The organism is Prevotella lacticifex (genome assembly GCF_019973375.1).
GTDB classification, from domain to species: domain Bacteria; phylum Bacteroidota; class Bacteroidia; order Bacteroidales; family Bacteroidaceae; genus Prevotella; species Prevotella lacticifex.
This window is the reverse complement of sequence record NZ_BPTV01000002.1, coordinates 872,701-896,563: the sequence shown is the minus strand read 5'-3', so window position 1 is coordinate 896,563 and position 23,863 is coordinate 872,701. Positions and strand designations below refer to the sequence as shown.

Here is a 23,863-nt window from a genome sequence, read left to right as displayed (position 1 = left end):
GCTTCCGTTGCGTCTCAAAAACTAAGTGTTATTGATTGTTTCCCGAAAAGCGAGTGCAAAGGTAGGGGTTTATTTTCATTCCCGCAAATGTTTTGAGAAAAAATATTCGATTTTTATTAAAGTTTTCGGATTATTTGACAAAACGGAGAGGCTGTTGGCGCGCACACATTATTATATATAAGGGGAGAGAGAAGGGGGCGCCGCAATGTATTGCGGCGAACACAACGGGAGGGAAACGGGAGGAGAACGGTAGGGAAACGGGAGGAGAACGGGAGGAAGATGGGAGGGAGGAGAGAGGCCACGAGGGGGACTGGTGGGAGAAGAGAGGCCACGAGGGGAACGGGAGGAAGATGGGAGGGAGGAGAGAGGCCACGAGGGGAACGGGTGGGAGGAGCTCATTGGGGGTGCCAAAGACTGAGGCGACTGGCGAGGATGCTGTTTCGTGGCAAAAAAGCGGGAGCCCCACCCCGAAACGGGTGAAAAGGTGGGGAGGAAAGGAAAAGAGAGGTGAAGTAGTGCTAAAAAATCTAAATAGCAACTTTTAGTAACGGAACAAATTTGTGTAAATGATTTTATGGCATTACCTTTGCAATGATTAAGAAGATTCAAATTATCAACTTTTTAAATATATACAGAATTATGCAGATTGAGAAAGTACATGCACGCGAGATTCTCGATTCACGCGGCAACCCAACAGTTGAAGTAGAAGTAACCCTCGACAACGGCGTTATGGGCCGTGCCAGCGTACCATCAGGCGCATCAACCGGTGAGAACGAGGCTTTGGAGCTTCGCGACGGCGACAAGAACCGTTTCGGTGGCAAGGGCGTTCTGAAGGCTGTAGCCAACGTGAACGACGTTATCGCACCGGCACTGAAGGGCTGGAACGTCCTCGACCAGCGCGCTATCGACTACAAGATGCTTGAACTCGACGGCACTCCTACAAAGAGCAAGCTCGGCGCCAACGCTATCTTAGGTGTCAGCCTCGCTGTTGCACACACTGCTGCAAAGGCTCTGAACATTCCTCTGTACCGTTACATCGGCGGTGCAAACACCTACACTCTTCCTATCCCGATGATGAACATCATCAACGGTGGTGCTCACTCTTCAGCTCCTATCGCATTCCAGGAGTTCATGATCCAGCCGCGCAACTTCACCACTGAGAAAGAGGCTATCCGCTGCGGTGCTGAGGTCTTCCACGCTCTTGGCAAGCTGCTGAAGAAGCGCGGTCTGTCGACAGCTGTCGGCGACGAGGGTGGTTACGCTCCTGAGCTCGACGGTATCGACGACGCCCTGGAGAGCATCTGCCAAGCCATCAAGGACGCTGGCTACGAGCCGGGTAAGGATGTCACCATCGCTATGGACTGCGCAAGCTCTGAGTTTGCATACCAGAAGGACGGCAAGTGGTTCTACAACTACAAGCAGCTCACCAACGGCATGCCTAAGGATCCTAACGGTAAGGAGCTCGACGACGAGGGCCAGATCAAGTACCTCGAGGAGCTCTGCAACAAGTATCCTATCGCTTCTATCGAGGACGGTCTCGACGAGAACGACTGGGAGGGCTGGCAGAAGCTGACAAAGGCTCTCGGCGACAAGGTTCAGCTCGTCGGCGACGACCTCTTCGTAACCAACACCAAGTTCCTGGAGAAGGGTATCAAGATGGGTGTAGCCAACGCTATCCTCATCAAGGTCAACCAGATTGGTTCGCTGACCGAGACTCTCGAGGCTATCGAGATGGCTCACCGTCACGGCTACAACACTGTCACTTCTCACCGCAGCGGTGAGACTGAGGACACTACTATCGCCGACATCGCCGTAGCTACCAACAGCGGTCAGATTAAGACTGGTTCTATGAGCCGCACCGACCGTATGGCTAAGTACAACCAGCTCATCCGCATCGAGGAGGAGCTCGGCCCAGTGGCAAAGTACGGTTACACAAAGCTCAGCCGCGAGGCTTAATGGCATGATGATTTCGCGCGGGGCTACGGCCCGGGCGTGATGTCGATAAAAAGAAAGATAACGGGTTGTCCGATGAATGTCGGGCAGCCCGTTTTTTTTGTTTAGGGGGGGCGATAGGGAGCATAAGAGGCCCCACTCACTCACCCACCCTGCTGTTAGGTTATTAACGCTTGTCCATCGCTTGGGGGCTGCATCAATGGCCTTACATCTGCAATTTTTCCTGTCGCCCACCTCAATGATTTGAATTTATTTTACACCTCCCGAATACCTATCGTTTTATCGTGCAAAACGGGCCGTTTGGGACGACAAAACGGGCTGTTTGGGGCGACAAAACGGGCCATTTGGCATCGCCATTTTGCCGATATTGTAAGATACTGAGGGACAGATATTTATATCAGGGGGTAGAAAACACGATTTATCCGAAAAATATTTACACACCGCGTCTGCCTGCTTACTGTTAATTCCACATTTGTCCACCCCGCCATGCCACTCGTCATTCCCCTTTCTGCGACAAGTTTTAGATTTTTTGTCGCAATTGTTTTGTCGGGAGATTTTTTATTGCTACCTTTGCCCCGAAATTTTAATCAGAGCACAAGTATGGCCACAAAAAAGACATCATCGTCAGCAACAAAAGAGACCACGACCCGCACTACGCGCAAGCGCGGAGCGAAGGCCCAGAAGAAACCGGTGAAGCGCAGTCTGTCGACCGACCTCATACCCATCGAGGAGGAGACGTGGCTGCTGCAGCCTATCGCCGTGACGATGATGCGCCACGACTATTCGCTCATCCAGGTGCGGATTCTCGTGAGCGTCGTCGAGAGCCTGCAGACCATCCTCCACGGCATCCTCAACAACAAAAGGAGTCAGGAGCTCAGCCTCTTCCGCACCGACGAGCTCGACGAGGACGGACGGCTGCCGGTGAAACTGCCTTTCAAGGAGCTCGGTGTCGACCCTAACCACTACCCCCAGCTGCGCAACTCACTGAAGATGTTAGCGTCGATACCCATCGAGATACCGTACAAGACCGCCGAGGGCCGGAAATACACCAAGGCGACGAACCTCTGCGATGTGTATATCCCCGACGACCACTCATATAATAAGTATGCCATACTGAAACTCGACCGCGGTGTGGCTGAGCGCCTCGTCTCGCTCGACTTCGGCTACCACCGCCTCGGCAAGCAGATTGTCTTCGCCTGCAAGAACCGCTACACTCAGCGCATCTACATGTTCATCGAGTCGTGGCTCGACAAGGGACGCGCCGTCATCAAGACCTTAGAATTCAGAAAGATGCTGCGGTTGGAGAATAACTATAAGAAATTTTCCGACTTCTGTCGGCGTGTCCTCGAACCGGCAAAGGCTGAGCTCAAGGAGCTTGCCGACAAGGGATTCTGCGACTGCTACTTCGAATACGACAAGAAATATGACAACGGACAGCGCGGCGGCGAACCCGACGAGCTCGTCTTCCGCATCTACAAACCCGCCAACCAACTCGACTCGCAGCTCGAGCAGGTCACCGACATGCAGCGCAAGCAGTTTGCCCAGATGCTCATAAGGTATTTCTCGTTCATCCCTGCCAACGCCGAGAAGATAGCCTCACGCATCACCGCCGACACGTACAACGAGGCGATGCAGAAGCTCGTGGAGCTCCGCCAGCGGTTCCAGACGACATACGTCAAGGACAAGGCCGCCTACACCTACAAAACCCTCGACAGCCTCATCAAGGACCATGAGGTACCGAACACGAAGGTCGAGGAGATGAAGTGATAATCCGATGATTATCAATTAGTTGCGGCACTATGCCACCGTAGTTGCAGCACTCAACCGCCGTAGGGGCGGGGTTTATCCCCGTCCTACCAGCTGCGTTATATTTTTTCTGTATCTTGCCCGCTGTTGGTAGGACGGGGATAAACCCCGCCCCTACGGCGGATAGGTGCAGCACGTTGATTATCAACATGTTATTAGGGCAATCTATTTGTGCGTTAATGAACCCCCTTGTAGAGGCGGCATACGGTGGATGTGTGCAACACGTTGATTATAGCATGTTGTTAGCGTAATCCATTTGTGCGCTAATGGATTACGCTGACCTATTAATCTGCGGAATCTGCGAGAGAATTATTCCTCCCGCTGATTTAACCGTTCGATTTTTTTATCTCGTAAATTACGCTGAGCGCAGATTTATTTGCATCACTGAGCGGTTGTCTGTCCGTCACCACTGTCTGCCTCCCCCTAAACCCACAACACGCCCAACCCGCCGTGATTTCTACGGCCGATTGGACGTGTTGTGGGGGTGTTATCAATGTGTTATGGGGTTGTTATTGCTATGAGGGATTAGAACTCCTCGTCGTCGGCCACGTCGGCTGCACTGAGGTCGAGGTCCTCGGGATTCGTGTCGACGGTCGTGCGGTAGCTCTCCTCGGTGAGCTTGTCATCGTCGAAGGCATCGTCGTCATCGTCGTCGTCCTCATTGTAATTGTCCGGGATATCGGGCAGGTCCTCGTCGCTGTCCTCATCCTCGAGGCGTCTCTTCTCCTCATCCTCGGCATCGGGGTCGAAGACGGTGTGGACACGCTCCACGCGCGGTTTCTCCTTGGCAAAGATAGCCTCCGTCCATGTGCCCTTGGGAATCTCGAGGACCTCATAGCCGTCGTCGAGTTTCTTCTCGTACATGCCGCCTTTTTTCTTCAGCATCGTGGTGGGCAGGGTGGTCGTCGAGATGTCGAAACCGTGCTCAATGATGTCCTGTATGCTCTGCGACAGGCTCTCCCATCCGCCACCGAAGTTGCGCTCGATGACCTCGAGGAGCTTCGAGGCGCTGATGTGGTTGATATTCTCGTAGGTGAGGTCGGTGACGCGCTGGATGGGTTTCTTCTTGATGGCGAAACGCTGCGACTCCTTGTCGCTGATGCGGATGGTGCCAATCTTGAACCCACGGTCCTCATATTTCTTCAACACCTCGGGGGTGTCGACCTTGATGTCCTCCACGGTGAAGGCCGTCTTGATAATCTCACGATAGTGGTTGGCGCTGTCCTTAAAGTCGCTGTCCTTCGAACCCGTTTCCCACATCCTGATGATGTCGTTCTCCTGTACGTCCCAGACGTTGCCTTTCGTCAATGTTTTGAGTGTCAGTGCTTTCTTGTTGCTTATAGCCATATGTTATTTCCGTTTTTCCGTTATAATGTGTTTCCTGTATTGTCAGATGCGGTGCAAAAGTAAGTACTTTATGTAAATTCCCCAAATTTTAGTTCGAAAAACTTTGCAGTCTGCCCAAATATTTGTATTTTTGTAGGACATTTCGGGATGTGACCTGAAGAAGACAAGGTATCGAACAACAAACTAAAAAAATAAATACAGAAATGAGATTCAACTTATCCAGCACTGCATTAAGCAGCCGCCTGCTCACTCTCTCGCGTGTGCCAAACAGCAAGAACAGTGTGGCAATACTCAACTGTTTCCGTTTTGGCGTCCACGATGGTCAGCTCACACTGACAGCCTCCGACAACGAGAATGTAATGTGGAACGTCCTGAACCTCGACGAGTGCGACGGTGAGGGCGATTTCTGCGTCAACGGCAAGAACATCATCAACGCCGTGCGCGAGCTCCCCGAGCAGCCACTGAGCATCGACGTCAACTTCGACGAGATGAAAATTTATATCAACTACCAGAACGGCAACTACGACTTCCCCATCAACAGTGCCGAGGAGTGGCCCATGCAGGCTCCTGTCGACGACAATGCCACGACGGTGACCCTCACCTCGGAGGCCCTCTTGGGCAGTCTGTCGCGTTCCCTCTTCGCCACGGCGCAGGAGGAGCTCCGCCCCGTGATGAACGGCATCTACTTCGACCTCAATCAGGACTGCCTCGCCATCGTTGCCACCGACGGCCATAAGCTCGTGCGCAACCAGATGTTCACCGTCAAGAGCGACAACCCCGCATCGTTCATCATGCCTAAGAAACCGGCAACACTGCTGAAGAACGTGCTCACGAAGGACGGCGGCGACGTCATCATCCGTTTCGACTCGCGCGCTGCCGAGGTCAACTTCGGCGACGGTGTGCTCTACTGCCGCCTTATCGACGGCCGCTACCCCAACTACAACAGCGTCATCCCGGCCGACAACCCCAATACGCTCACCATCGACCGCCGCATTCTCCTCTCGGCCGTGCGCCGTATGCTGCCCTTCGCCAGTGAGGCATCGGAGCTCATCCGCTTCCATCTCGAACCCGGAAAGCTCGAGCTGTCGGCCCAGGACATCGACTTCGCCACCAACGCCAAGGAGCAGATAACATGCGACTACAACGGCGTGATGATGGATATAGGCTTTAAGGGCAGCAGCATCATTGAGATTCTGACGAATATCGAGTGCGACAATGTCGTCGTCCTCCTCGCCGACCCGTCGCGGCCGGGAGTCGTCGTCCCCGACAATCAGCCCGACGGCGAGAATATCACCATGCTCGCCATGCCGATGCTCCTGGAGAATTAATCGTTAGGGAGAAGGGATTATGAAACTGAATCTGAAGAGGCCGCTCGTCGTCTTCGACCTCGAGACGACGGGCCTCGACCTGGTCAACGACCGCATCATCCAACTGTCGTATATCAAGGTGTCGCCCGACGGCACCGAGAAAAGCGGCAACGAGCTCATCAACCCGGGAAAGGAGATTCCCAAGGAGGTGACCGATCTCACCGGTATCACCAACGAGATGGTGAAGGACGCACCGACATTCAAGCAGCGCGCCGCCGACATCAACCGCGAGTTTACCGGCTGCGACTTCTGCGGCTACAACTCCAACCGCTTCGACGTACCGATGCTCGCCGAGGAATTCCTGCGCGCCGGCATCGACTTCGACTTCTCGAAGTGCCGTCTTATCGATGCCCAGACAATATTCATGAAGCAGGAGCCCCGCAATCTCGCCGCCGCCTATAAGTTCTACACCGGGCACCGCATGGACGAAGACTTCCGCGCTCACCGTGCCGACCAGGACGCTGCGGCCACCTACGCCGTCCTCAAGGGCGAGTTAGAGATGTATGCTCCCGGCCGCGTCGACGACCCCGACAAGCAGGAGCTCCACAACGATATGGACGAGCTGGCCGAATTCTCGAAGCATAACGATAATGTCGACTTCGCCGGACGGATAGTGTGGAAGGACGTCATCGGCCCCGACGGCAAACCGGTCATCGGTGCCGACGGCAAGGTTGTGCGCCACGAGATGTTCAACTTCGGCAAGTACCGCGGTCAGGCCGTCACCGATGTCCTCCACCGCGACCCGGGCTACTACAGCTGGATGCTCTCCAGCGCCTTCACTCTCGACACGAAGCAGGTGCTCACGCGCATCAGACTGCGCGAGTTTAACAACGGTCAGGCAAAGGTGTAGGGCCTCGGTAACTGAAATTTTTCACGACAAATGCTTAAAGGAAAGAAGATAGTACTCGGAATAACGGGCAGCATTGCGGCCTACAAGGCCTGTCTCATCATCCGTGGTCTGATAAAGCGGGGTGCTGAGGTTCAGGTAGTTATCACCCCGGCGGGAAAGGAATTCATCACCCCCGTCACCCTCAGCGCACTCACCCGTAAACCGGTCATCAGCGAGTTCTTCGCCCAGCGCGACGGCACGTGGCACTCCCATGTCGACCTCGGACTGTGGGCCGACGCCATGGTCGTGGCCCCCTGCACGGCATCGACGTTGGGGAAAATGGCCAACGGCATCGCCGATAATATGCTCGTCACCACATATCTCTCGATGAAGGCACCGGTGTTCGTGGCTCCGGCCATGGACCTCGATATGTACCGCCATCCGTCGACACAGCACAACTTAGACACCCTGCGCTCCTACGGCAACCATATCATCGAGCCGGAAACGGGATTCCTCGCCTCCGGACTCGAGGGGAAAGGGCGTATGGAGGAACCCGACGTCATCGTCGACACCCTCGACAGGTTCTTCGACCGTCAGCAGTCGGCATCGCCGCTGAGCGGCAAGCGTGTCGTCATCACCGCCGGACCAACCTACGAGCGCATCGACCCGGTGCGGTTCATAGGCAACTTCTCGAGCGGAAAGATGGGATTCGACATCGCCGAGGAGTGCCACCGCCGTGGCGCCGACGTCACACTCATCGCCGGTCCCGTGGCACTGACATGCTCGAAGGGCATCCGCCGCATCGACGTCGAGAGCTGTGAACAGATGTACGGGGCTGCTACAGAGGCTTTTGCCGACAGCGATGTGGCCATCCTCTGTGCCGCTGTGGCCGATTTTGCCGCCGAGAGCGTCTCGCCGACAAAGATCAAGCGAGGCGACGACGGACTGACACTGCGTCTGCGGCCGACACACGATATCGCGGCAGCTCTCGGAAAGATGAAACGCGACGGACAGCGCCTTGTGGCTTTCGCCCTCGAAACGAACGACGAGGACGCGAACGCACGACGGAAACTGGAACGGAAGAATGCCGATTTCATCGTCCTCAACTCGACGCGCAACGCCGGAACGACGTTCGGCAGCGACGACAATAAGGTGAAAATCATTTCGCGGACCGACGTTCACGAATACGACAAAAAGCCGAAAACGGAGGTAGCCGCCGATATCATCAACGAACTGGAGAGAATCTTATGACATATTTTTCATGCAGACATCTTCTTGACCGGATTGTGGCAGTTGTAGCCGTGGCTGTCGCCGTGGCCGTAATGTGGCCTGCGGAGACCGCCGCCCAGGAGCTGCAGGCCAAGGTGACCATCAACCACCAGCAGATTCAGGGTACCGACGCGTCGGTGTTCGACAATCTGCAGGCCACCCTCGAGCAGTTCATCAACGAGCGGCAGTGGACAAATCTCCACTTTCAGCGCAACGAACGCATCCAGTGCAACTTCAATATTACGGTGACGAAGTACGACCAGAGCTCTAATCTCTTCACCTGCAGGGCTATCATCCAGGCCAACAGGCCGGTATACAACTCGTCGTACACCACGACGCTGTACAATAACACCGACAACAACTTCGACTTTGAGTTCGCGCAGTTCGACCAACTCGACTTCCGCGAGGAGAATGTCGACAATCAGCTGACGGCACTCGTGGCCTACTACGCTTATCTTATTATCGGTCTCGACCTCGATTCGTTCTCGCCGATGGGCGGGGAGGACGTTCTCCAGCGCTGCATGAATCTCACCAACAACGCCCAGAACCTCAACTTCACGGGATGGAAGGCCTTCGACGACAGCCGGAACCGCTTTGCCATCATCAACGACTATCTCGACGGGGCCATGAAACCCTTCAGGCAGTTGCAGTACGACTACTACCGCACGGGACTCGACGAGATGGCCAACAACGTGGAGAGGGGTCGGACAAATATCACCACGGCACTCGAAAACGACCTGAAGAAGAGCCATGAGGACCGTCCGATGAGTCTCCTGCCGCAGATATGGACCGACTACAAGAAGGACGAGCTGGCAAATATCTATAAAGGTCACGGCACACAGAAGGAGAAGGACGCGGTCTACGAGCTGCTCTTCGCCATCAACGCCAGCCAGAACGCCACATGGGATAAAATAAAGGAATAATGTTAAAGCATTTATATATAAGCAATTACGCGCTCATCGACGAGCTCGACATCGACTTTCCCGCCGGATTCTCGGTCATCACCGGTGAGACGGGAGCGGGAAAGAGTATTATCCTCGGTGCCTTGGGGATGATCCTCGGCAACCGTGCCGACATCAAAGCCATAAAGCCGGGGGCGAAAAAGTGCGTCATCGAGGCCGTTTTCGATGTCACGGGCTACGGGCTCGAACCGCTCTTTGCCGACGGCGATGTCGATTTCGATGCCTCGGAGTGCATCGTCCGCCGCGAACTCAGTGCCACGGGCAAGTCGCGCTCCTTCGTCAACGACACTCCGGTGGCACTGCAATTCCTCCGCCAGCTCGGCGATCATCTCGTCGATATACACTCGCAGCACCAGAATCTGCTGCTACAAAAGGAGGATTTCCAGCTCGGTGTCGTCGACATTATAGCCCACGACGAAAAGCAGAAGGCCGATTATGCGTCGGCTTACGCCGATTACCGCAAGGCTGTGGCGGCTCTCGACGACCTGAAGGAACGGATAGAGAAGACGCGCCAGAACGAGGAGTTCGTCCGTTTTCAGTTCAATGAGCTCCAGTCGGCACAGCTCGCCGACGGTATGCAGGAGGAACTCGAGCAGGAGAGTGCTGCCCTGTCGCACGCCGAGGACATCAAAACGGCCCTTTTCAACGCCAACGACATCCTCAACGCCGACGACGCAGGGGTCGTAGGGAGGGTCGGCGAGGCCGCCGATGCGCTGCACAGCATCGAGGGCGTATACCCGAAAGTGAAGGAGTTGGCTGCCCGTCTCGATACGGCGAGGATTGAACTTGCCGATATCGCCGCCGATGTCGACAACGATTCGGACAATATCGAATTCGATTCGGCGCGCCTCTTCGATGTCAACGCCATGCTCGACAAGATATACTCGTTGCAGCAGAAGCACCATGTCGACAACGTGGCAGCTCTCATCGCCATCCGCGATGAGCTCGGTAAGCAACTCGAGAGCATCGACGATAGCGACACGCAACTTACTGACTACCAGCATCGTGTCGACGAGACCGCCGCAGCAGCACGCCGTGCTGCCACCGTCCTCACGGGTGTCCGTCGGAAGGCTGCCGCCAAGGTGGAGGTGGCCATGAAGTCGCGGCTCGTGCCGTTGGGGATGGTCAACGTGCGGTTCAAGGTCGACATCCAGGCCAAGGACCTTGCCGCCGACGGTGCCGACAGGGTCGTCTTCCTCTTCTCGGCCAACAAGAGCACGGAGCTGATGCCCGTCGCCGAGGTGGCCTCGGGAGGTGAGATAGCACGTGTGATGCTCTCGCTGAAGGCGATGATCAGCGGTGCCGTCAACCTGCCGACAATCATCTTCGACGAGATCGACACCGGTGTCAGCGGTGCCATAGCCACGAAGATGGCCCTGCTCATGAAGGAGATGGCCGATGCCGGGCGCCAGGTGGTGGCCATCACGCACCTGCCCCAGATTGCCGCCATGGGCGAGGCCCACTATAAGGTGGAAAAGGAGGAGACCGACAAGGGAACAATCAGCCACATGCGGCGCCTCGACGACAAGGAGCGTCTGACGGCTGTGGCGGCCATGCTCTCCGGCGATAATATCACTCCGGCGGCCCTCGAGAATGCCAAGGAGCTGCTCGCGGCAAGGCAGTAGGCCTGCAGCCTTGCGCTGTTTTAGTGCTGCTGAGGCATCAGGAAGGGTATTTCGACCCGTCGGCGCTATATATAATAAGGTGTAATAAGCACCCACAGGCTGAGGCAGGCGCATCGCGGTTCGCGTAGGGTGTATATATAATAAGGTGTAACGCCATGCTCGTGGCGACCCGAAAAAATTCAATCTTAACGAAAATACTTATCAGAACATCATGAAATTAGGAAATATAATAAAGGCGGCAGTGGTCATCGCTGCTCTCGTGGCGACCTTGCCATCGGCAGCGCAGCCCATGAGCGCACGCCAGGCACTGCTGACGCTGAAGACTTTCAAGAGCGGCGGAAAGGCCGTGGGCACGTCTTTCGGCTATCTCATCGACCGCAACGGAACCGTCGTAAGCGCGTGGACACCGTTCAACGGCGCCGACAGCGCAGTCGTCGTCGACGCTAAGGGCCGCTCTTATCCCGTGGAGAAAATCTACGGAGCCAGCGAGCTCTACGACATCGCGAAGTTTGCCATCGGCGGAGCTACGGCCGTCCAGCCCATCTCGCTCGCCAAGACACTGCCCACAGGGTCGGTGCGGATGTGGATAATGACGCAGAAACCTGCCCTCGTGACCCCGGAGAGGTCGGAGAAGTTCATGTCGAAATACAACTATTATGTTCTCGGTGGCGCCGACGCACTGAAAGAGAATACCGCCGACTACCCCAACGGAGCCCCGGCTGTCAACGAGCGCGGTGAGTTGGTGGGAATTTACAACAACGGCGGTACCGTGCTCAGCGTCACCGACTGGCGCTATACCGACGAGCTGAAACCGTCGGGATTTGCCGCCAACGACCCGACACTGAGCAGGACAACAATCCGCAAGGCCCTCCCCGCCGACGTTAAGGATGCCCGTCTGGCACTGATGATGGCCGCTCAGGGGCGAACCGCCGATTATATGGCTACAGCCCGCGACTTCATGACGATGTTCCCGAAGGAGACCGACGGCTACTACGACCTCGCCACACTGTACTGGCAGCAGGGAAAGACGGCCGAGGCCGACAAGCTCTTGCGCGATGCCGTCGACAAGGCCACCGACAAAGCCGATGCCCACTATAACTATTCGCGGTCGGTATGGCAGAAACTCTCGCTGATGCCCGAGCCGCCGTTTGCCGACTGGACCTACGATAAGGCTATGGCTGAGGCCGATGCCGCCTATAAGGTTAAGGCCCTGCCGGTGTACGACGAGATGCGTGGAAAGATTGAATACAGCAAGGGCAACTACGAGAAGGCTTACGAGAAGTTCATGAGTCTGACGAAATCGATGCGCAATCCCGACCTTTTCTATGAGGCTGCGCAGTGCCGTCAGGCTCTGAAAGCCTCTGACGCAGAGATACTTGAGCTCCTCGACAGTGCTGTGGGGGTCTGCGACACTCCTTATACCACCATTGCGGCACCTTATTTCTATGCCCGTGGCACTCAGCTCGGGAAGATGGGCCGCTACCGCGACGCTATGGTCGACCTCTACCGCTATGAGGCTCTCACCACGGCCCTGCCCCCGGCATCGTTCTATTACGACCGTGAGCAGATCGAGATGAAGGGTAAAGTGTATCAGGCTGCCCTCAACGACATCATGCGCGCCGTCGTCCTCGACCAGCGCAACGCCCAGCTGTGGGCCGAGAAGGCCAATGTGCACCTCAGGGTGGGACAGTATGCCGACGCTATGGCCTCGGCCGATGTAGCCATCCAGCTCGATTCCACCTACTCGGTGCCCTATCTCATCAAGGGTCTCGCCCAGTGTCAGAGCGGCAAGAAGGACGAGGGCCTCACTAACTTGCAGAAAGCCAAGGACCTCGGCGATACCCAGGCCGACGCCTTCATTAAGAAGTTTAAATAGAGGAGGCACCCCGCGGGCTGCCCGCAGGCTGCCCTTCAGCCTCCCGCTGCTGCCCTTCAGCCTCCCTCTGGCGTCAGCTGTCGGGTGCGGCGAATTATAATTCGCCGAACGGAACGGGCAAGCGCAGACCGCAGCAGAGCCCAGCGCAGAGGAAGGGAACGGGCAAGCGCAGAGGAAGGAACGGGCAAGCACAGAGGAAGGGAACGGGCAAGCGCAGGCCGCAGCAGAGCCCAGCGCAGAGACCAAAAAACAAGGGGCTGAGCCGCGTTTGCGGCCCAGCCCCTTGTTGCGTTCAGCCCCTCCGCGGGCTGCTTTTTGTCCTCCGTGGGCTGCTTTTTGCCTCCACGGCACCTCAGTCCATGCGGTTCTTATAGTCGTCGTAGGTGAAACGGCGGAGAACCTCGAGCTCACCGTCGCTGTGCAGGAGGGCGATGGCGGGATGGTGGATACCGTTGAACATCGTCGTCTTGACGGTCGTATAGTGCAACATATCCTCGAAGATGATGTTCTCGCCCACCGTCAGCTCATGGTCGAAAGCCCACGAACCCATGAAATCGCCTGACAGACAGGAACATCCGCCGATGCGGTAGACATGCGCGCCCTTCGTGCCGTCGCCGACCTCCTCGGCACCGCGCACGGCGGGATGGTACGGCATCTCCAGACAGTCGGGCATGTGGCACGTGAAGCTCACGTTGACGATGGCGGTTCTCACGCCGTGGTCCTCGACGACGTCGGCTACCTGAGCCACGAGCGGCCCCGTCTGCCATCCGAAGGCACTGCCCGGTTCGAGAATCACGTGGATATTGGGGTAGCGGTTGCGGAAGTCGCGCATCAGCGTTATCAGTCGCCGTGTGTCGTAGTCCTTACGCGTCATAAGGTGCCCGCCACCGAAGTTCATCCATTCCACCTGCGGCAGCCACCGTCCGAATTTAGCCTCGATATGCTTCAGAGTGCGCTCAAAGACATCGGCACCGCTCTCGCAGTGGCAGTGGCAGTGCAGACCGGTGATGTCGGCAGGCAGCTCGTCGGGCAGCTTGTCGGCCGTAATGCCGAAACGGGTGCCGGGAGCGCAGGGGTTGTAGAGCGCCGTTCCCACCTCACTGTATTCCGGGTTCACGCGCAGACCGAGCTTCAGCGAGCTGTTCACCGACTGTGCCCGCCGGTGGAAACGCTCATACTGCGTCAGCGAGTTGAACGACAGATGCGACGACATCCGTGCGATATCGTCAATCTCGTTGTCGGTGAGGGCTGGCGTGAACGTATGGACGGGGGCTCCGAACTCCTCGAAACCCAACCGCGCCTCGTAGAGGCTGCTCGCCGTCGTGGCCGAGATGTACTCGCGGAAGATGGGAAACGTCTTCCACAGAGCGTAGGCCTTGAAAGCCAAGATGACCTCGATGCCTGCCTCCCGCGCCACATTGCTTATCAGTTCGAGATTACGGCGCAAGCGGCTCTCCTCGAGGATGTACATTGGTTCGCGTATTTCAGCGAATGTTGATGGATCGTTTATTCTCACGTTATACTCCGTTAATAAGAAAAATCCGCTGAATGAATGCTTTCCGTTGCGGATGCGGCACTGTGGCCACCGGTTGCAACTGACATTCATTCAGCGGATTATGCGTTTTTATTACTTTCCTTCCTCCTTAGTGGCATTCATCACCACGCGCACGTGGTTGCCGGTCGAGAGGATGGCCTTCACCGTCTCACCGATTGTTGCCGGTGTGACAGCGTTGAGCTCCTTGTCGTAGTCGGTGTAGCGGTCGATGCCGTAGATGGCATAGTCCTCGATGGCACTGAGCCAGTACTCGTTGGTCTTCACGGCATCGGCATGGCTCTTGGCGAGGGCCTCACGGCCTTTCTGCACGTCGTCGGCGTTAACCCACGATGCAGTGTTGGTGACAATGCTGTCGGCAAGCTCCGATGCGCGCTGCGTCTTTGCCGGATTCGTCTTCAGCTCCGACTCGATGAGGAGGTACGACCCTGTGAGGTCGTTATCGAACTGAGCACTTGGCATCGGCGTGTAGGCAGCACTCTCCTGCTCGCGGATGATGTCGAACTCCTTGTTCCACAGCACCTGACTGAGGACACCGGCGTTGACATAGTTCTTCAGTGTGAACGGAACGGCAGCCGAACGGTACACGTCGCGGGTGACGCTCTGCGGATTTCCCATTGCCATAGTGAAGGCACGGCTGACCTTGCCGTTAGTGTAGTCGCGCTGGTCGGTGACGGTCGTCTTGGCCTTCTTTCCCGGCAGCGAGGCGATATACTTCTCGATGAGCGGCCGAAGGGTGGCCTCGTCGAAACTACCTACGAAGACGAAAGTGAAGTCGGCGGCATTGCTGAACATCTGCTTGCGGATATTGAGGATACCGTCGTAGTCGATATGGTCGATGTCGGCGGCACTCGGCGTGAGCACGTCGTGGCGCATGCTGTGGGCGTAGAACGATGCCGAGTCGCCGATGACGATGTCGGGATTGTCCATCTTGTTGGCTACCTGACCCTTAAAGTACTGCATCATCTGACGGTAGATGGCCTCATCCTTCTTCACGCCCTGGAAACTGAGGTACATCTCCTGCATGAGCGTCTCGATATTCTCGTTTGTCGTAGAGCCGTTTATCCAGTGGAGGTCGTTGCTGATGCCGTCGTCGACGGATGTCTGGGTGGTCTGAGCCAGACTGACGAGGTCCATGACGCTCTTCGTTCCGAGTCCGTGGAGCGAGTACACCTGCTCGAACATCTGGCGCGACGGGAGGTTCAGACTCTTGGCTGCGGCCAAACCGCCTGGTGCTATGGCTGTTGCGAGAATCTGGTTGGCCTTGAAGTCAGTCTTCTTCAGCAGTACGCGGGCACCGTTCGACAGTGTCAGCTCTTTGCATCCGAGCGTCTTGCTCATCTTCTGCTTCACAATCTTTCCGGCTTTAGGCATCACCGGCATCAGCGGCTCCTCCTTCACGGTGTCGACGGGAGCGGTGACGGTGGCCTTGCGGGCCTCGTCGACGATGCTCTTCATCTCGCTGAGACCGACGACGGGCTTGCCGTCCTTCTGCTGTTCGAGGCCAATGACGGCAAAATTCTCGTTGTCGATGCTGAATTCGCCCTTGATGGCCTGGTTCACCATCTCGAGGGTGAGCATCGGCAGGATGGCGTTGTCGAGCTGATAGCGGGTCTCGATATTCGGATACGGCTCGTTGTTGAGGAAGTTATCGATAAGACTCTGAGCGTAAGTGTCGTTGGTGATCGTCGCCCGGTTGTTATACTGCTGCTCGAGGGCGGCCTTGTAGGTGGCCTTGGCGTGCTTGAGTTCCGAATTGGTGAATCCGTATTCGGCGGCGCGCTTCATCTCCGTCAGCACCTGCTTCAGGGCTGCGGCCTCCTGCCCCGGTTTCGGCAGGATCTGCACCGTCTGACTCTTCCGTGTGCGTGCCGTCATACCATATTCGGCATTAGCACTCGATGCCGCGGTGAAAGCGGCCTCGGGCTGCTGCGAGAGTTTCAGCATGCGGTCGTTGAACATCTGCGAACCGAGAGTCTTTACGTCGTCGTAGAGGATGTAAGGGATTGTCTGCTTGATCTGCGGCGGCAGCGGCTCATCCTTGCGGAAGGTGATGAAGAAAGTCTGACTCATCTCCTTGTCGCTGCCAACGAAGTACAGCGTCGAGTCGTTGTCGGCAACGGCTAAGTCCTCAGCCTTATGGGCCGTGGCCGGAACGGGCAGCGTAGAGAAGAGCTTCTTCACCTTTGCCTCATATTTCTTGGCATCGATGTCGCCGACGATGACGATGGCCTGGTTGCCGGGGAAGTACCATTTATGGTAGTAGTCGCGCAGACGGTTGCTGTTGCAGTGGTCCACGACGTCCATACTTCCTATGACCGTGCGCTCGCCGTAGCGGCTGTTGGGGAACAGTGCCGGCAGGGCCTGCTCAAAGAGCCGCTGCATGGCACCGTGGGTGCGGTACTCGTTGTGGATGACGTCGCGCTGCTCGTTGAGCTGCTTCTCGTCGAGGGTCAGTCCCTCCGACCAGTCGCTGAGCAGGAGCATACAGCTGTCGAGGGCGCTCTCACGGCCGTTATCGACACCATTGACGTGGTAGACGGTGTGGTCGGCGGTGGTGAAAGCGTTCCACTGAGCACCTAAGCCGTTCATAAACTTCGTCACCGAGTCGTCGGGGAAGTGCTTAGAGCCGTTGAAGGCCATGTGCTCAAGGAAGTGGGCCAGTCCGTCCTGGTCGTCCTCCTCCTGCACGGCACCCACGCGCTGAGCGATGTAGAAGTTCACTTTTCCCTTAGGATAGTCGTTGTGACGGATGTAATAGGTCAGCCCGTTGTCGAGATGACCGACAATGACGGCCGAGTCCTCAGGAATCGTCTGCTGGGCAGCCGCCATGGCATCGTCCTGCGCCACCGAGGGAACGGTGACGGCAATCAATGCCACAAGAAAAATCTTTCTTAGTTTCATATAATGTTTTATTGGTGATATTTCGGAATCATTCGTCGCTTTGATGCGCCTCGGAAACAAATCCTTGGCCCTACGCTGCGCCGCTTCCAGCCTCCGACAGCCAAATCATTGGCCTTTAGCCATGCTGCATTTGTCTTACTGCCATCTGCTGTCAAGCCTCCGACGGCCAAATCAATGACCTTCAGCTGCACCGCATTTATCATTCGGGCATCCGGTTTTAAGCTTTTGGAAATCAAGTCATTGACCTTCCGCGGCATCGTATTAAAACAACGTTCCCTCGCCCTCGACGTGCATATACGCATGTTGGTTCACGCGGCGGTACTTGTCGGCCAGTTTCAGCAAATCTGCGAAGACCTCCTGCCTCTCCGGCGGCATCTCCCCTTTGTTGCGCATTTTCCGGTTATGCTTTATCCAGTTGTACAGTTGCCGGTCCTCCGGCTTGTATTTCGACGGACAGCGATGTTTCTTCAGAATATAGTTTCTGTAGGCCTTCAGCATCTGGGCCCAGCGTTCATCATGTGTCATACCTAAATTCAGGTTCTACTTTTTGTCATTATAATGTTGCAAAAGTACTCTTTTTTTCTCATTCCCGCAAAGATTTCTACATTTTCATTCATTTGTAATGCAAAATTATTTTCATCGAAATCGCCCCGCTTAACGGTCGTTTTCGCGCTCCAATATGGCCTGTTTCAGAATACCAAATGGCCATAATCTATAACGTCCTGTATACCAGTAAATTACAAATCCGCTCTCCACTCTACTACAAAGCGAAAAACTTAACATTACATGTGCTGCACCCATCTCCACTTGCAGGGACGGCCCTCGTGACCGTCCGCTCGGTCGTCAGACCGAATCTCTACCATTTCTTCTACCTCCCCACACTGCCTAATAACCATTGCAAACCGCTGATAATAAGACGCTTGCAGCACTCTGCCACTGTAGGGGGTGGGGTTATCCCCACCCTCGCAGCTGCGGGGTGTTACCTTGATTCTTGTCCGACGCTGGTAGGACGGGGATAAACCCCGCCCCTACGGTGGATGTGTGCAACACATTAGTTATCAATGGATTACCAAGCCAACGCCTTCAAAAGGCGGGCAGGATTAGGCCGTTAGTTGGCCTCGAAGAGGAAAAGGAATACAATTATTCGGTCGACCGACCGAATCTCTGTGGCGATAGCCTGTTTTGATGGTTTTCCTTTGTGTCAGCGCCAAGATCCGACGGAGGAGGATCTGCCATTTGGGCTTTGAGGGCGGTGAGAGGCCCAGCCTCTCACAAGCACTCAAAGTCCAAATGGCAAAGGGCGAAAGCCCTTGGCGCTGGAACAGGGTTTTTATGGTTTTGGTCTTAATTAATTTCGTTCAAGGTGTTTAGACTGCCAATACGTAGATGCGCACAACGTGCTATTGTGCGTCTTCGAGGCACTGAATGTATTTCTCTCTGCTTCTTTGATCCCCGGACTGCACTCGCTATCACTCGCTTAGTCCGGGGTTACTGACGATTCAGCCCCGTCGGGGCTGGAAGTGGCAACGGTATAATTCTTTTATGGCAGTAGGTCGGGGGGTTATCCCCATCCTCGCAGCGACGGACGAGAATCATGGTGAATTCCCCGCAGTGAAGGACGAGAATTAAAGTAAATACCTTGCAGCGATGGATGAGAATTAAGGTGGATACGCCGTAATGACGGACGAGAATTAATGTAAACACCCCGCAGCTGGTAGGATGGGGATAAACCCCACCCCTACAGAGTGCCGCAAGCGTCTTAGTATCAGCGATTTGCATTGGATATTAGACTGCGGCTGAGTGCTGCAAGCGTTTTATTATAAGCGATTCATGTTGGTAACCCTGCGTGCAGATGTAATGATTATTCATAGAGGGTGATTGCTGACTGGGACAATGCGGGAGCTGCTGATAATCAAGGGGTTGGGGATATTGGCCGTTTTGCAGTGCAAAACGGTAGGTATTGGAACGCAAAACGGACCGTTTCGGGAGATGAAACGGTCCGTTTGGGAATGCCGGATGATACCGACGGGTGTAGCACGCGGATTTTGTACGAAAAAATGATGTGCTACTTGATATGTTTGCTAACAGGTTACTTGAGATATTTCTCTAACGGGGCTGTTGATGTCCTTCAGCCCCCCTGGCAAGGTTCTTTATGTTACTTGAGGTATTTCGCTAACGGACTGTTGATGTCCTTCAGGCCCTTGGCAAGGTTCTTGATGTTCGTACGCGCACCGAGGAGGGACGTGTGGGTGTGGTCGTGGTTGTAGTATTTCGATGCATTCTCCTTGCTGCCGCACTTCTTGTCGAAGTAGTCGGCGGCGATGTTGTGGAGGTCGACGAACTCACAGCCCGTTTCCTTCACCACCTGGCGGTACCACTTGCCGTAGGTGTCGTTGCGTCGCTCGATGTGGCCGTCTTTCCACTCGTTGCGCGGTGTCAGCGAGACGAGGATTGGCGTGGCCCCTTTCTCGCGCACGTCGTCGATGAACTTCTTCAGATACCAGCCGAAACTGTAGACGAGTTCGTAGGTACCCTTCGACTGACTCTTGTAGACGTGGCACGTGTCGTCGGCACACGGAATCTCGCCGCGTTCCTTACCGTCGCCGATACCGCCGATGTCGTTGTGTCCGAACTGTATGAGGACGTAGTCGCCGGGCTGCAGCGAGTTGTAGACGCGGTCCCAGCGTCCCTCGTCGAGGTATGTGCGGCACGACCGTCCGGCCTTGGCAGCGTTGTAGCATGTGATGCGTTTCGGGTCGAAAACGGTGTAGGCCTGCGAGCCGAGGCCCCACATGCCGTTCTTGTCCTTGTCGTAGTTTTTCACCGTACTGTCGCCAGTGAACCACACTACGGGTTTGCCCTTCTCGCGCTTAACCGGTTCGGTGGGCAGTTCGATGTTGATGAGCATGGCCTGGAGCGGTCGCAGGGCGGGATTAGGACTGGCTGCGATACCCTCGGCGGCACTGCGCGCGTTCATCATTGCACCGAACGCCGACGTGTGGATATGGTCGCCGTGGAACATATATTTCTCTTTCCAGTGACTGTAGCCATCGAGTTTGCGGCCCGAAATCTCGTTGAGGTCGATGAACGGCACGCCCATCTCGGCGGCGACGGCCTCGAGCCACTGTGTGTGTGGCTTGCGTACAATCTTCCCCGTCTTAGCGTCGTAGGCATCGCGTGGCGTCAGCGACATCAGAATGGGGTTTGCTCCGGCAGCGCGACAGTCGCGGATGAACTTCCGCATGTACTCGCCGTAGGAGTAGACGGTCTCCTTAACGCCTGTCTCCTTGATGGTTACGCATAGCGAGTCGGTGCCCACACCGGGTATGGATGCCCGTGCGCGTCCGCTGTCGTAGGGTCCGTTGTCGTTGTGTCCGATGGAGATGATCACCCAGTCGCCGGGGCGGAGGGCCTTGCGCACGTCGGGCCAGAGCTTGTTGTAGTATGTCCGGCTCGACATTCCGCCGAGGGCCTGGTTCTCGACCGTAATGCGGTTCTCGTCGAAGAAGGCATGCTCGTAGAATCCCCATCCCCACTGTCCGTTGTTGCCGTTGCCGAGGGTACCGTTGCGCATGGTCGAATTGCCGACGAGGAAGAGCACCGGGTTGTTGCCCTTGCGGCTCGTTCCGGCGGGTATACGGGCCGTCTGGGCCTTGCTGAGACTGTCGTAGGTGAGGTCGATGACGTGGTTTACGTCGTCGGGAGGCGCAGGAATATCAGTGTTGTCCTGCGCCAGAGCCATGCCGCTGTTGACCATCAGCATGGCTAAAATCAATGTTTTACTTATGTTCATGATAGCAATTATTTATTTTTCTGTATTTTTTCCGCCACCCCCCTTCGACGGTCCGGCGACGGGGAAGAGATAGAATTTCCTTGTTGCGTCGCGGTCGATCATCCACTGGTCGACGACGACGTGATTGTCGATGGCCCTAATGACGAGGCGGTGGAGACCCGCCTTCAGACCGCTGAGGGCCATTGTGCGCACGGCCTGGCCCCGTAGCACGTTCTGCTTCCATCCCTCCGACCGGAACTTTTCTTTCAGCGAGAATATCTTCGGCTCGGCTCCGTCGATGCTGACGGAGAACCGCAGGTCGCCATTGTCATTGGGCTGGGTTGGGATGAGGGCTATGCGCAGCACGGCGTCGGCACTGTCGGCGGTCGTGAAATCGTAGGTCAGCGCCCCGCCCTTGGGCAGGGCTACGGCCTCCATGCTGTGGCCCAACATGCTGACGACGCGGGCCCCGCTGTCGGCTGTGGTCCACTGAGCCGCATTGCGGGCTATGACCCCTCGCTGCAGGAGGATCGGATGGTGGCCCGTGGCGATAGTATCGCGGTGCAGCCAGTAGGTCACCTCATCGTCGGTGAGCAGTGTCGGCAGCACGGGAGCCCCGAAGACGGGCAGGTCGCGCGGCCGCATATTCATCGACCGTCGCCACTTGCCACCGGTCATGCGGTCGTTGTAGTATTCCGTCAAACGGCGTATCTCCTGGTAGGCGCTCTGACTCTCGGCGCAGGCGTGGTAGATGACGGTGTTGGCGGCGAACATACCGTCGGTGGTACTGCCGTTGGCCGCCTGGCGGGCCTTCTGCGCCCAGAGCAGCTTGCGGGCGTTGGCGTCGGCGGCGAGGACCGGATACTCGATGGCTGCGAAGAAAGCATCCTGCCTTTCGACGGGTATCGTCTTGGCGACGGCCTTCACGCGGGCGGCGACGGCGGCGAAGCGGTCGAGATAGCGGTCGAGCTCATCGCCGAAAGCCGCCGTGAATTCGGTGTTGCGCACAGGGCTCAGTCCGCGGTCGTAGGTGCGCTTGTCGAGTTCCGTCTGGCTCCAGCCCATGAATTCGGGACGGCGCTCGCCGCAGAGCCGGTAGAACTCGCACATCGACGGCCACAGGGCCTCACCGGCCGTGGACCCGAACTGGCGGCATAGCCAGCGGCGGTAGTGGTCGGCGACGGTGGCCGCGCTGACGCTGTTGATGTTCCACGCCATATCGAGGAAGAGCTCGAGGTCGTAGCCCGCCACCTTCGGGTCGTGGACGTTGGCTATCCACAGCTTCCTGGCATTATGGTCGTAGGCCTCGCGCATCTCGTTGTAGATGAGGCCGGGCTGCGTCGTCGTCAGCCACAGATAGTCGTGTGGACGGCCCCAGTAGCTCAGATGGTAGTAGACACCGGCCCCGCCTCGCCGTTTCTGCTCGGTGGAGTCGGATAGGCGCGTCATATAGCCGTAGTTGTCGTCGCACCACATCAGCGTGACATTATCGGGCACGCGGAGTCCCCGGTCGTAAATCTCGAGCACCTCCTTGTAGGGCACGAACACCTGCGGTGTGGTCTCCGGGTGGCCTATCCAGCGCGCTATGAGCTGCTGTTGGTCGTCGATGACCTGCTGCAGTGCCCTCTGCTTCTCGTCCATCGTACGTACGCCCTCCATCGACCCGTCGTGGATACCGCGCATGCCGATGGTCAGGAGGTTGCCGCCACGAGATCCTCTCACCTCGCGGAGCCGTTCGCTCCAGTAGTCGACGACCTGTTTCCGGTTCGTGATATAGTTGAACGGCCCCCGTCGTCGGACGTCCCATTCGCCTACATTATTCCTCAGCAGAGGCTCACAATGCGATGTTCCGACGACGATGCCGCAGCTGTCGGCCATGGCTTTCGCCCCCGGTGTGAGGAAGAAAGGCTGCGTTCCCGTGTGCATTGCCGGCCAGATGGTGTTGGCGCGTAGGCGCAGCAGCAGCTGGAACACCTTTTTATACGTTTTCGGTCCGATGATGCCGAAGTGGGCTGGCTCGTAGGTGCCGTAGCTCCACGGCCGCAGCGACCAGTCCTCGTCGTTGATGAAGATGCCTCGAAACTCTACCGAGGCCCCCTGTGTTGTACGGAACGCGTCGTCGATGGTGAGTCGGTCGCGGCGTTGCGGTGCCACATCGCCCCACCATATCCATGGGCTCACACCTGCCCGCCGCGACATCTCGAGGAGTCCGTAGGCCGCCCCGCGCCCGTTGGCTCCCACGACGACTATCTGACGGTTAATCACTGAGATATGGAAAGCGTCGGTCATCGACAGCAACGAGTCGACGGGCACACCGTCGGCGGCGAGTTTCTGGCGCTCCGTCTTTGCCGTCCGGTCGAGTTCGACGATGCGGATGGTGGCCTCCGCAGGTGCTGCCGTCACCGCGCTCTGACCCGTCACCGCCTTCATATCGGAGGCGAACATGCGTGCAGCGACCGTCACCACGGGGTCGGCGGCCTTGGGAACAGACAGCGTGACGGCGTGGATGCCGTCGTACCAGAGCATTTCCCTGGCCGATGCCGGGGTCGCCACGAGGGCCGCCGCGAGGGCTATGAGTGTTATTGCGCGTCGCATGAGAAG

15 protein-coding genes are annotated in these 23,863 nt (G+C 56.7%); 9 read left to right on the top strand and 6 right to left on the bottom strand.

Translation table 11 applies throughout. The features are described 5' to 3' along the window. The first annotated feature begins 92 nt into the window (after positions 1–92). The 3 genes from LDN30_RS13850 (at position 93) to LDN30_RS13840 (ending at position 3,720) form a co-directional block, all read left to right on the top strand. On the top strand, positions 93–545 hold the full coding sequence (locus LDN30_RS13850) for a hypothetical protein (protein ID WP_223929901.1): 453 nt from the start codon (positions 93–95) through the stop codon (positions 543–545). Positions 546–639: 94 nt separating this feature from the next. Further along, on the top strand, positions 640–1,956 hold the full coding sequence (gene eno / locus LDN30_RS13845) for a phosphopyruvate hydratase (protein ID WP_223927246.1): 1,317 nt from the start codon (positions 640–642) through the stop codon (positions 1,954–1,956). A 597-nt stretch (positions 1,957–2,553) separates the two neighbouring features. Beyond that, positions 2,554–3,720 (top strand): replication initiation protein, encoded by a 1,167-nt coding sequence (locus LDN30_RS13840; RefSeq protein WP_223927247.1) that lies wholly within the window; start codon positions 2,554–2,556, stop codon positions 3,718–3,720. Positions 3,721–4,284: 564 nt separating this feature from the next. Here LDN30_RS13840 and LDN30_RS13835 read toward each other — a convergent pair. After that, complete coding sequence (locus LDN30_RS13835; protein ID WP_223929899.1) at positions 4,285–5,106, bottom strand: hypothetical protein; 822 nt, start codon at positions 5,104–5,106, stop codon at positions 4,285–4,287. Between the two features lie 203 nt (positions 5,107–5,309). On the opposite strand from LDN30_RS13835, the gene dnaN reads away from it, so the two are divergent. The 6 genes from dnaN to LDN30_RS13805 all read left to right on the top strand — a co-directional run bounded on the left by dnaN (position 5,310) and on the right by LDN30_RS13805 (position 13,034). Then, positions 5,310–6,434 carry a DNA polymerase III subunit beta gene (gene dnaN, locus LDN30_RS13830; protein WP_223929898.1) on the top strand — a complete coding sequence of 375 codons (1,125 nt, stop codon included), beginning with the start codon at positions 5,310–5,312 and terminating at the stop codon, positions 6,432–6,434. A gap of 19 nt (positions 6,435–6,453) precedes the next feature. Beyond that, positions 6,454–7,323 (top strand): 3'-5' exonuclease, encoded by an 870-nt coding sequence (locus LDN30_RS13825; protein WP_223929896.1) that lies wholly within the window; start codon positions 6,454–6,456, stop codon positions 7,321–7,323. 30 nt (positions 7,324–7,353) lie between these two features. Further along, a complete protein-coding gene (coaBC, locus tag LDN30_RS13820) occupies positions 7,354–8,553 on the top strand; it encodes a bifunctional phosphopantothenoylcysteine decarboxylase/phosphopantothenate--cysteine ligase CoaBC (RefSeq protein ID WP_223929894.1) in 1,200 nt (399 codons plus the stop codon). Continuing rightward, positions 8,550–9,494, top strand: coding sequence for a type IX secretion system protein PorD (gene porD / locus LDN30_RS13815; RefSeq protein ID WP_444544214.1), 945 nt, complete (start codon positions 8,550–8,552; stop codon positions 9,492–9,494). Before coaBC ends, porD begins: the two co-directional genes overlap by 4 nt. Then, complete coding sequence (gene recN / locus LDN30_RS13810) at positions 9,494–11,158, top strand: DNA repair protein RecN (protein ID WP_223929892.1); 1,665 nt, start codon at positions 9,494–9,496, stop codon at positions 11,156–11,158. Before porD ends, recN begins: the two co-directional genes overlap by 1 nt. Before the next feature lie 211 nt (positions 11,159–11,369). Next, entirely contained in the window at positions 11,370–13,034 is a 1,665-nt protein-coding gene (locus LDN30_RS13805; RefSeq protein WP_223927254.1) for a tetratricopeptide repeat protein, read from the top strand. A gap of 352 nt (positions 13,035–13,386) precedes the next feature. Here LDN30_RS13805 and nspC read toward each other — a convergent pair whose 3' ends face one another. The 5 genes from nspC to LDN30_RS13780 all read right to left on the bottom strand — a co-directional run bounded on the left by nspC (position 13,387) and on the right by LDN30_RS13780 (position 23,857). Then, positions 13,387–14,505, bottom strand: a complete 1,119-nt coding sequence (nspC, locus tag LDN30_RS13800) for a carboxynorspermidine decarboxylase (RefSeq protein ID WP_373316570.1) — start codon at positions 14,503–14,505, stop codon at positions 13,387–13,389. A 156-nt stretch (positions 14,506–14,661) separates the two neighbouring features. Continuing rightward, positions 14,662–17,490 (bottom strand): M16 family metallopeptidase, encoded by a 2,829-nt coding sequence (locus LDN30_RS13795; protein WP_223929889.1) that lies wholly within the window; start codon positions 17,488–17,490, stop codon positions 14,662–14,664. 261 nt (positions 17,491–17,751) lie between these two features. Beyond that, on the bottom strand, positions 17,752–18,015 hold the full coding sequence (locus LDN30_RS13790; RefSeq protein WP_223927258.1) for a helicase associated domain-containing protein: 264 nt from the start codon (positions 18,013–18,015) through the stop codon (positions 17,752–17,754). Positions 18,016–19,645: 1,630 nt separating this feature from the next. Next, the gene (locus LDN30_RS13785) at positions 19,646–21,283 is read right to left on the bottom strand and encodes a rhamnogalacturonan acetylesterase (RefSeq protein ID WP_373316563.1); all 1,638 of its coding nucleotides are present in this window, start codon (positions 21,281–21,283) and stop codon (positions 19,646–19,648) included. Positions 21,284–21,295: 12 nt separating this feature from the next. Then, positions 21,296–23,857, bottom strand: coding sequence for a glycosyl hydrolase 115 family protein (locus LDN30_RS13780; protein ID WP_223927259.1), 2,562 nt, complete (start codon positions 23,855–23,857; stop codon positions 21,296–21,298). Positions 23,858–23,863 lie beyond the last annotated feature (6 nt).

Excerpts from the sequence above, each read along its gene's own strand:
- LDN30_RS13795 (WP_223929889.1), bottom strand. The coding sequence starts at position 17,490 with ATGAAACTAAGAAAGATTTTTCTTGTGGCATTGATTGCCGTCACCGTT.
- LDN30_RS13790 (WP_223927258.1), bottom strand. The coding sequence starts at position 18,015 with ATGACACATGATGAACGCTGGGCCCAGATGCTGAAGGCCTACAGAAAC.
- LDN30_RS13840 (WP_223927247.1), top strand. The coding sequence starts at position 2,554 with ATGGCCACAAAAAAGACATCATCGTCAGCAACAAAAGAGACCACGACC.
- dnaN (WP_223929898.1), top strand. The coding sequence starts at position 5,310 with ATGAGATTCAACTTATCCAGCACTGCATTAAGCAGCCGCCTGCTCACT.
- porD (WP_444544214.1), top strand. The coding sequence starts at position 8,550 with ATGACATATTTTTCATGCAGACATCTTCTTGACCGGATTGTGGCAGTT.
- LDN30_RS13805 (WP_223927254.1), top strand. The coding sequence starts at position 11,370 with ATGAAATTAGGAAATATAATAAAGGCGGCAGTGGTCATCGCTGCTCTC.
- LDN30_RS13780 (WP_223927259.1), bottom strand. The coding sequence starts at position 23,857 with ATGCGACGCGCAATAACACTCATAGCCCTCGCGGCGGCCCTCGTGGCG.
- nspC (WP_373316570.1), bottom strand. The coding sequence starts at position 14,505 with ATGTACATCCTCGAGGAGAGCCGCTTGCGCCGTAATCTCGAACTGATA.
- recN (WP_223929892.1), top strand. The coding sequence starts at position 9,494 with ATGTTAAAGCATTTATATATAAGCAATTACGCGCTCATCGACGAGCTC.
- LDN30_RS13785 (WP_373316563.1), bottom strand. The coding sequence starts at position 21,283 with ATGAACATAAGTAAAACATTGATTTTAGCCATGCTGATGGTCAACAGC.
- coaBC (WP_223929894.1), top strand. The coding sequence starts at position 7,354 with ATGCTTAAAGGAAAGAAGATAGTACTCGGAATAACGGGCAGCATTGCG.
- LDN30_RS13835 (WP_223929899.1), bottom strand. The coding sequence starts at position 5,106 with ATGGCTATAAGCAACAAGAAAGCACTGACACTCAAAACATTGACGAAA.
- eno (WP_223927246.1), top strand. The coding sequence starts at position 640 with ATGCAGATTGAGAAAGTACATGCACGCGAGATTCTCGATTCACGCGGC.
- LDN30_RS13825 (WP_223929896.1), top strand. The coding sequence starts at position 6,454 with ATGAAACTGAATCTGAAGAGGCCGCTCGTCGTCTTCGACCTCGAGACG.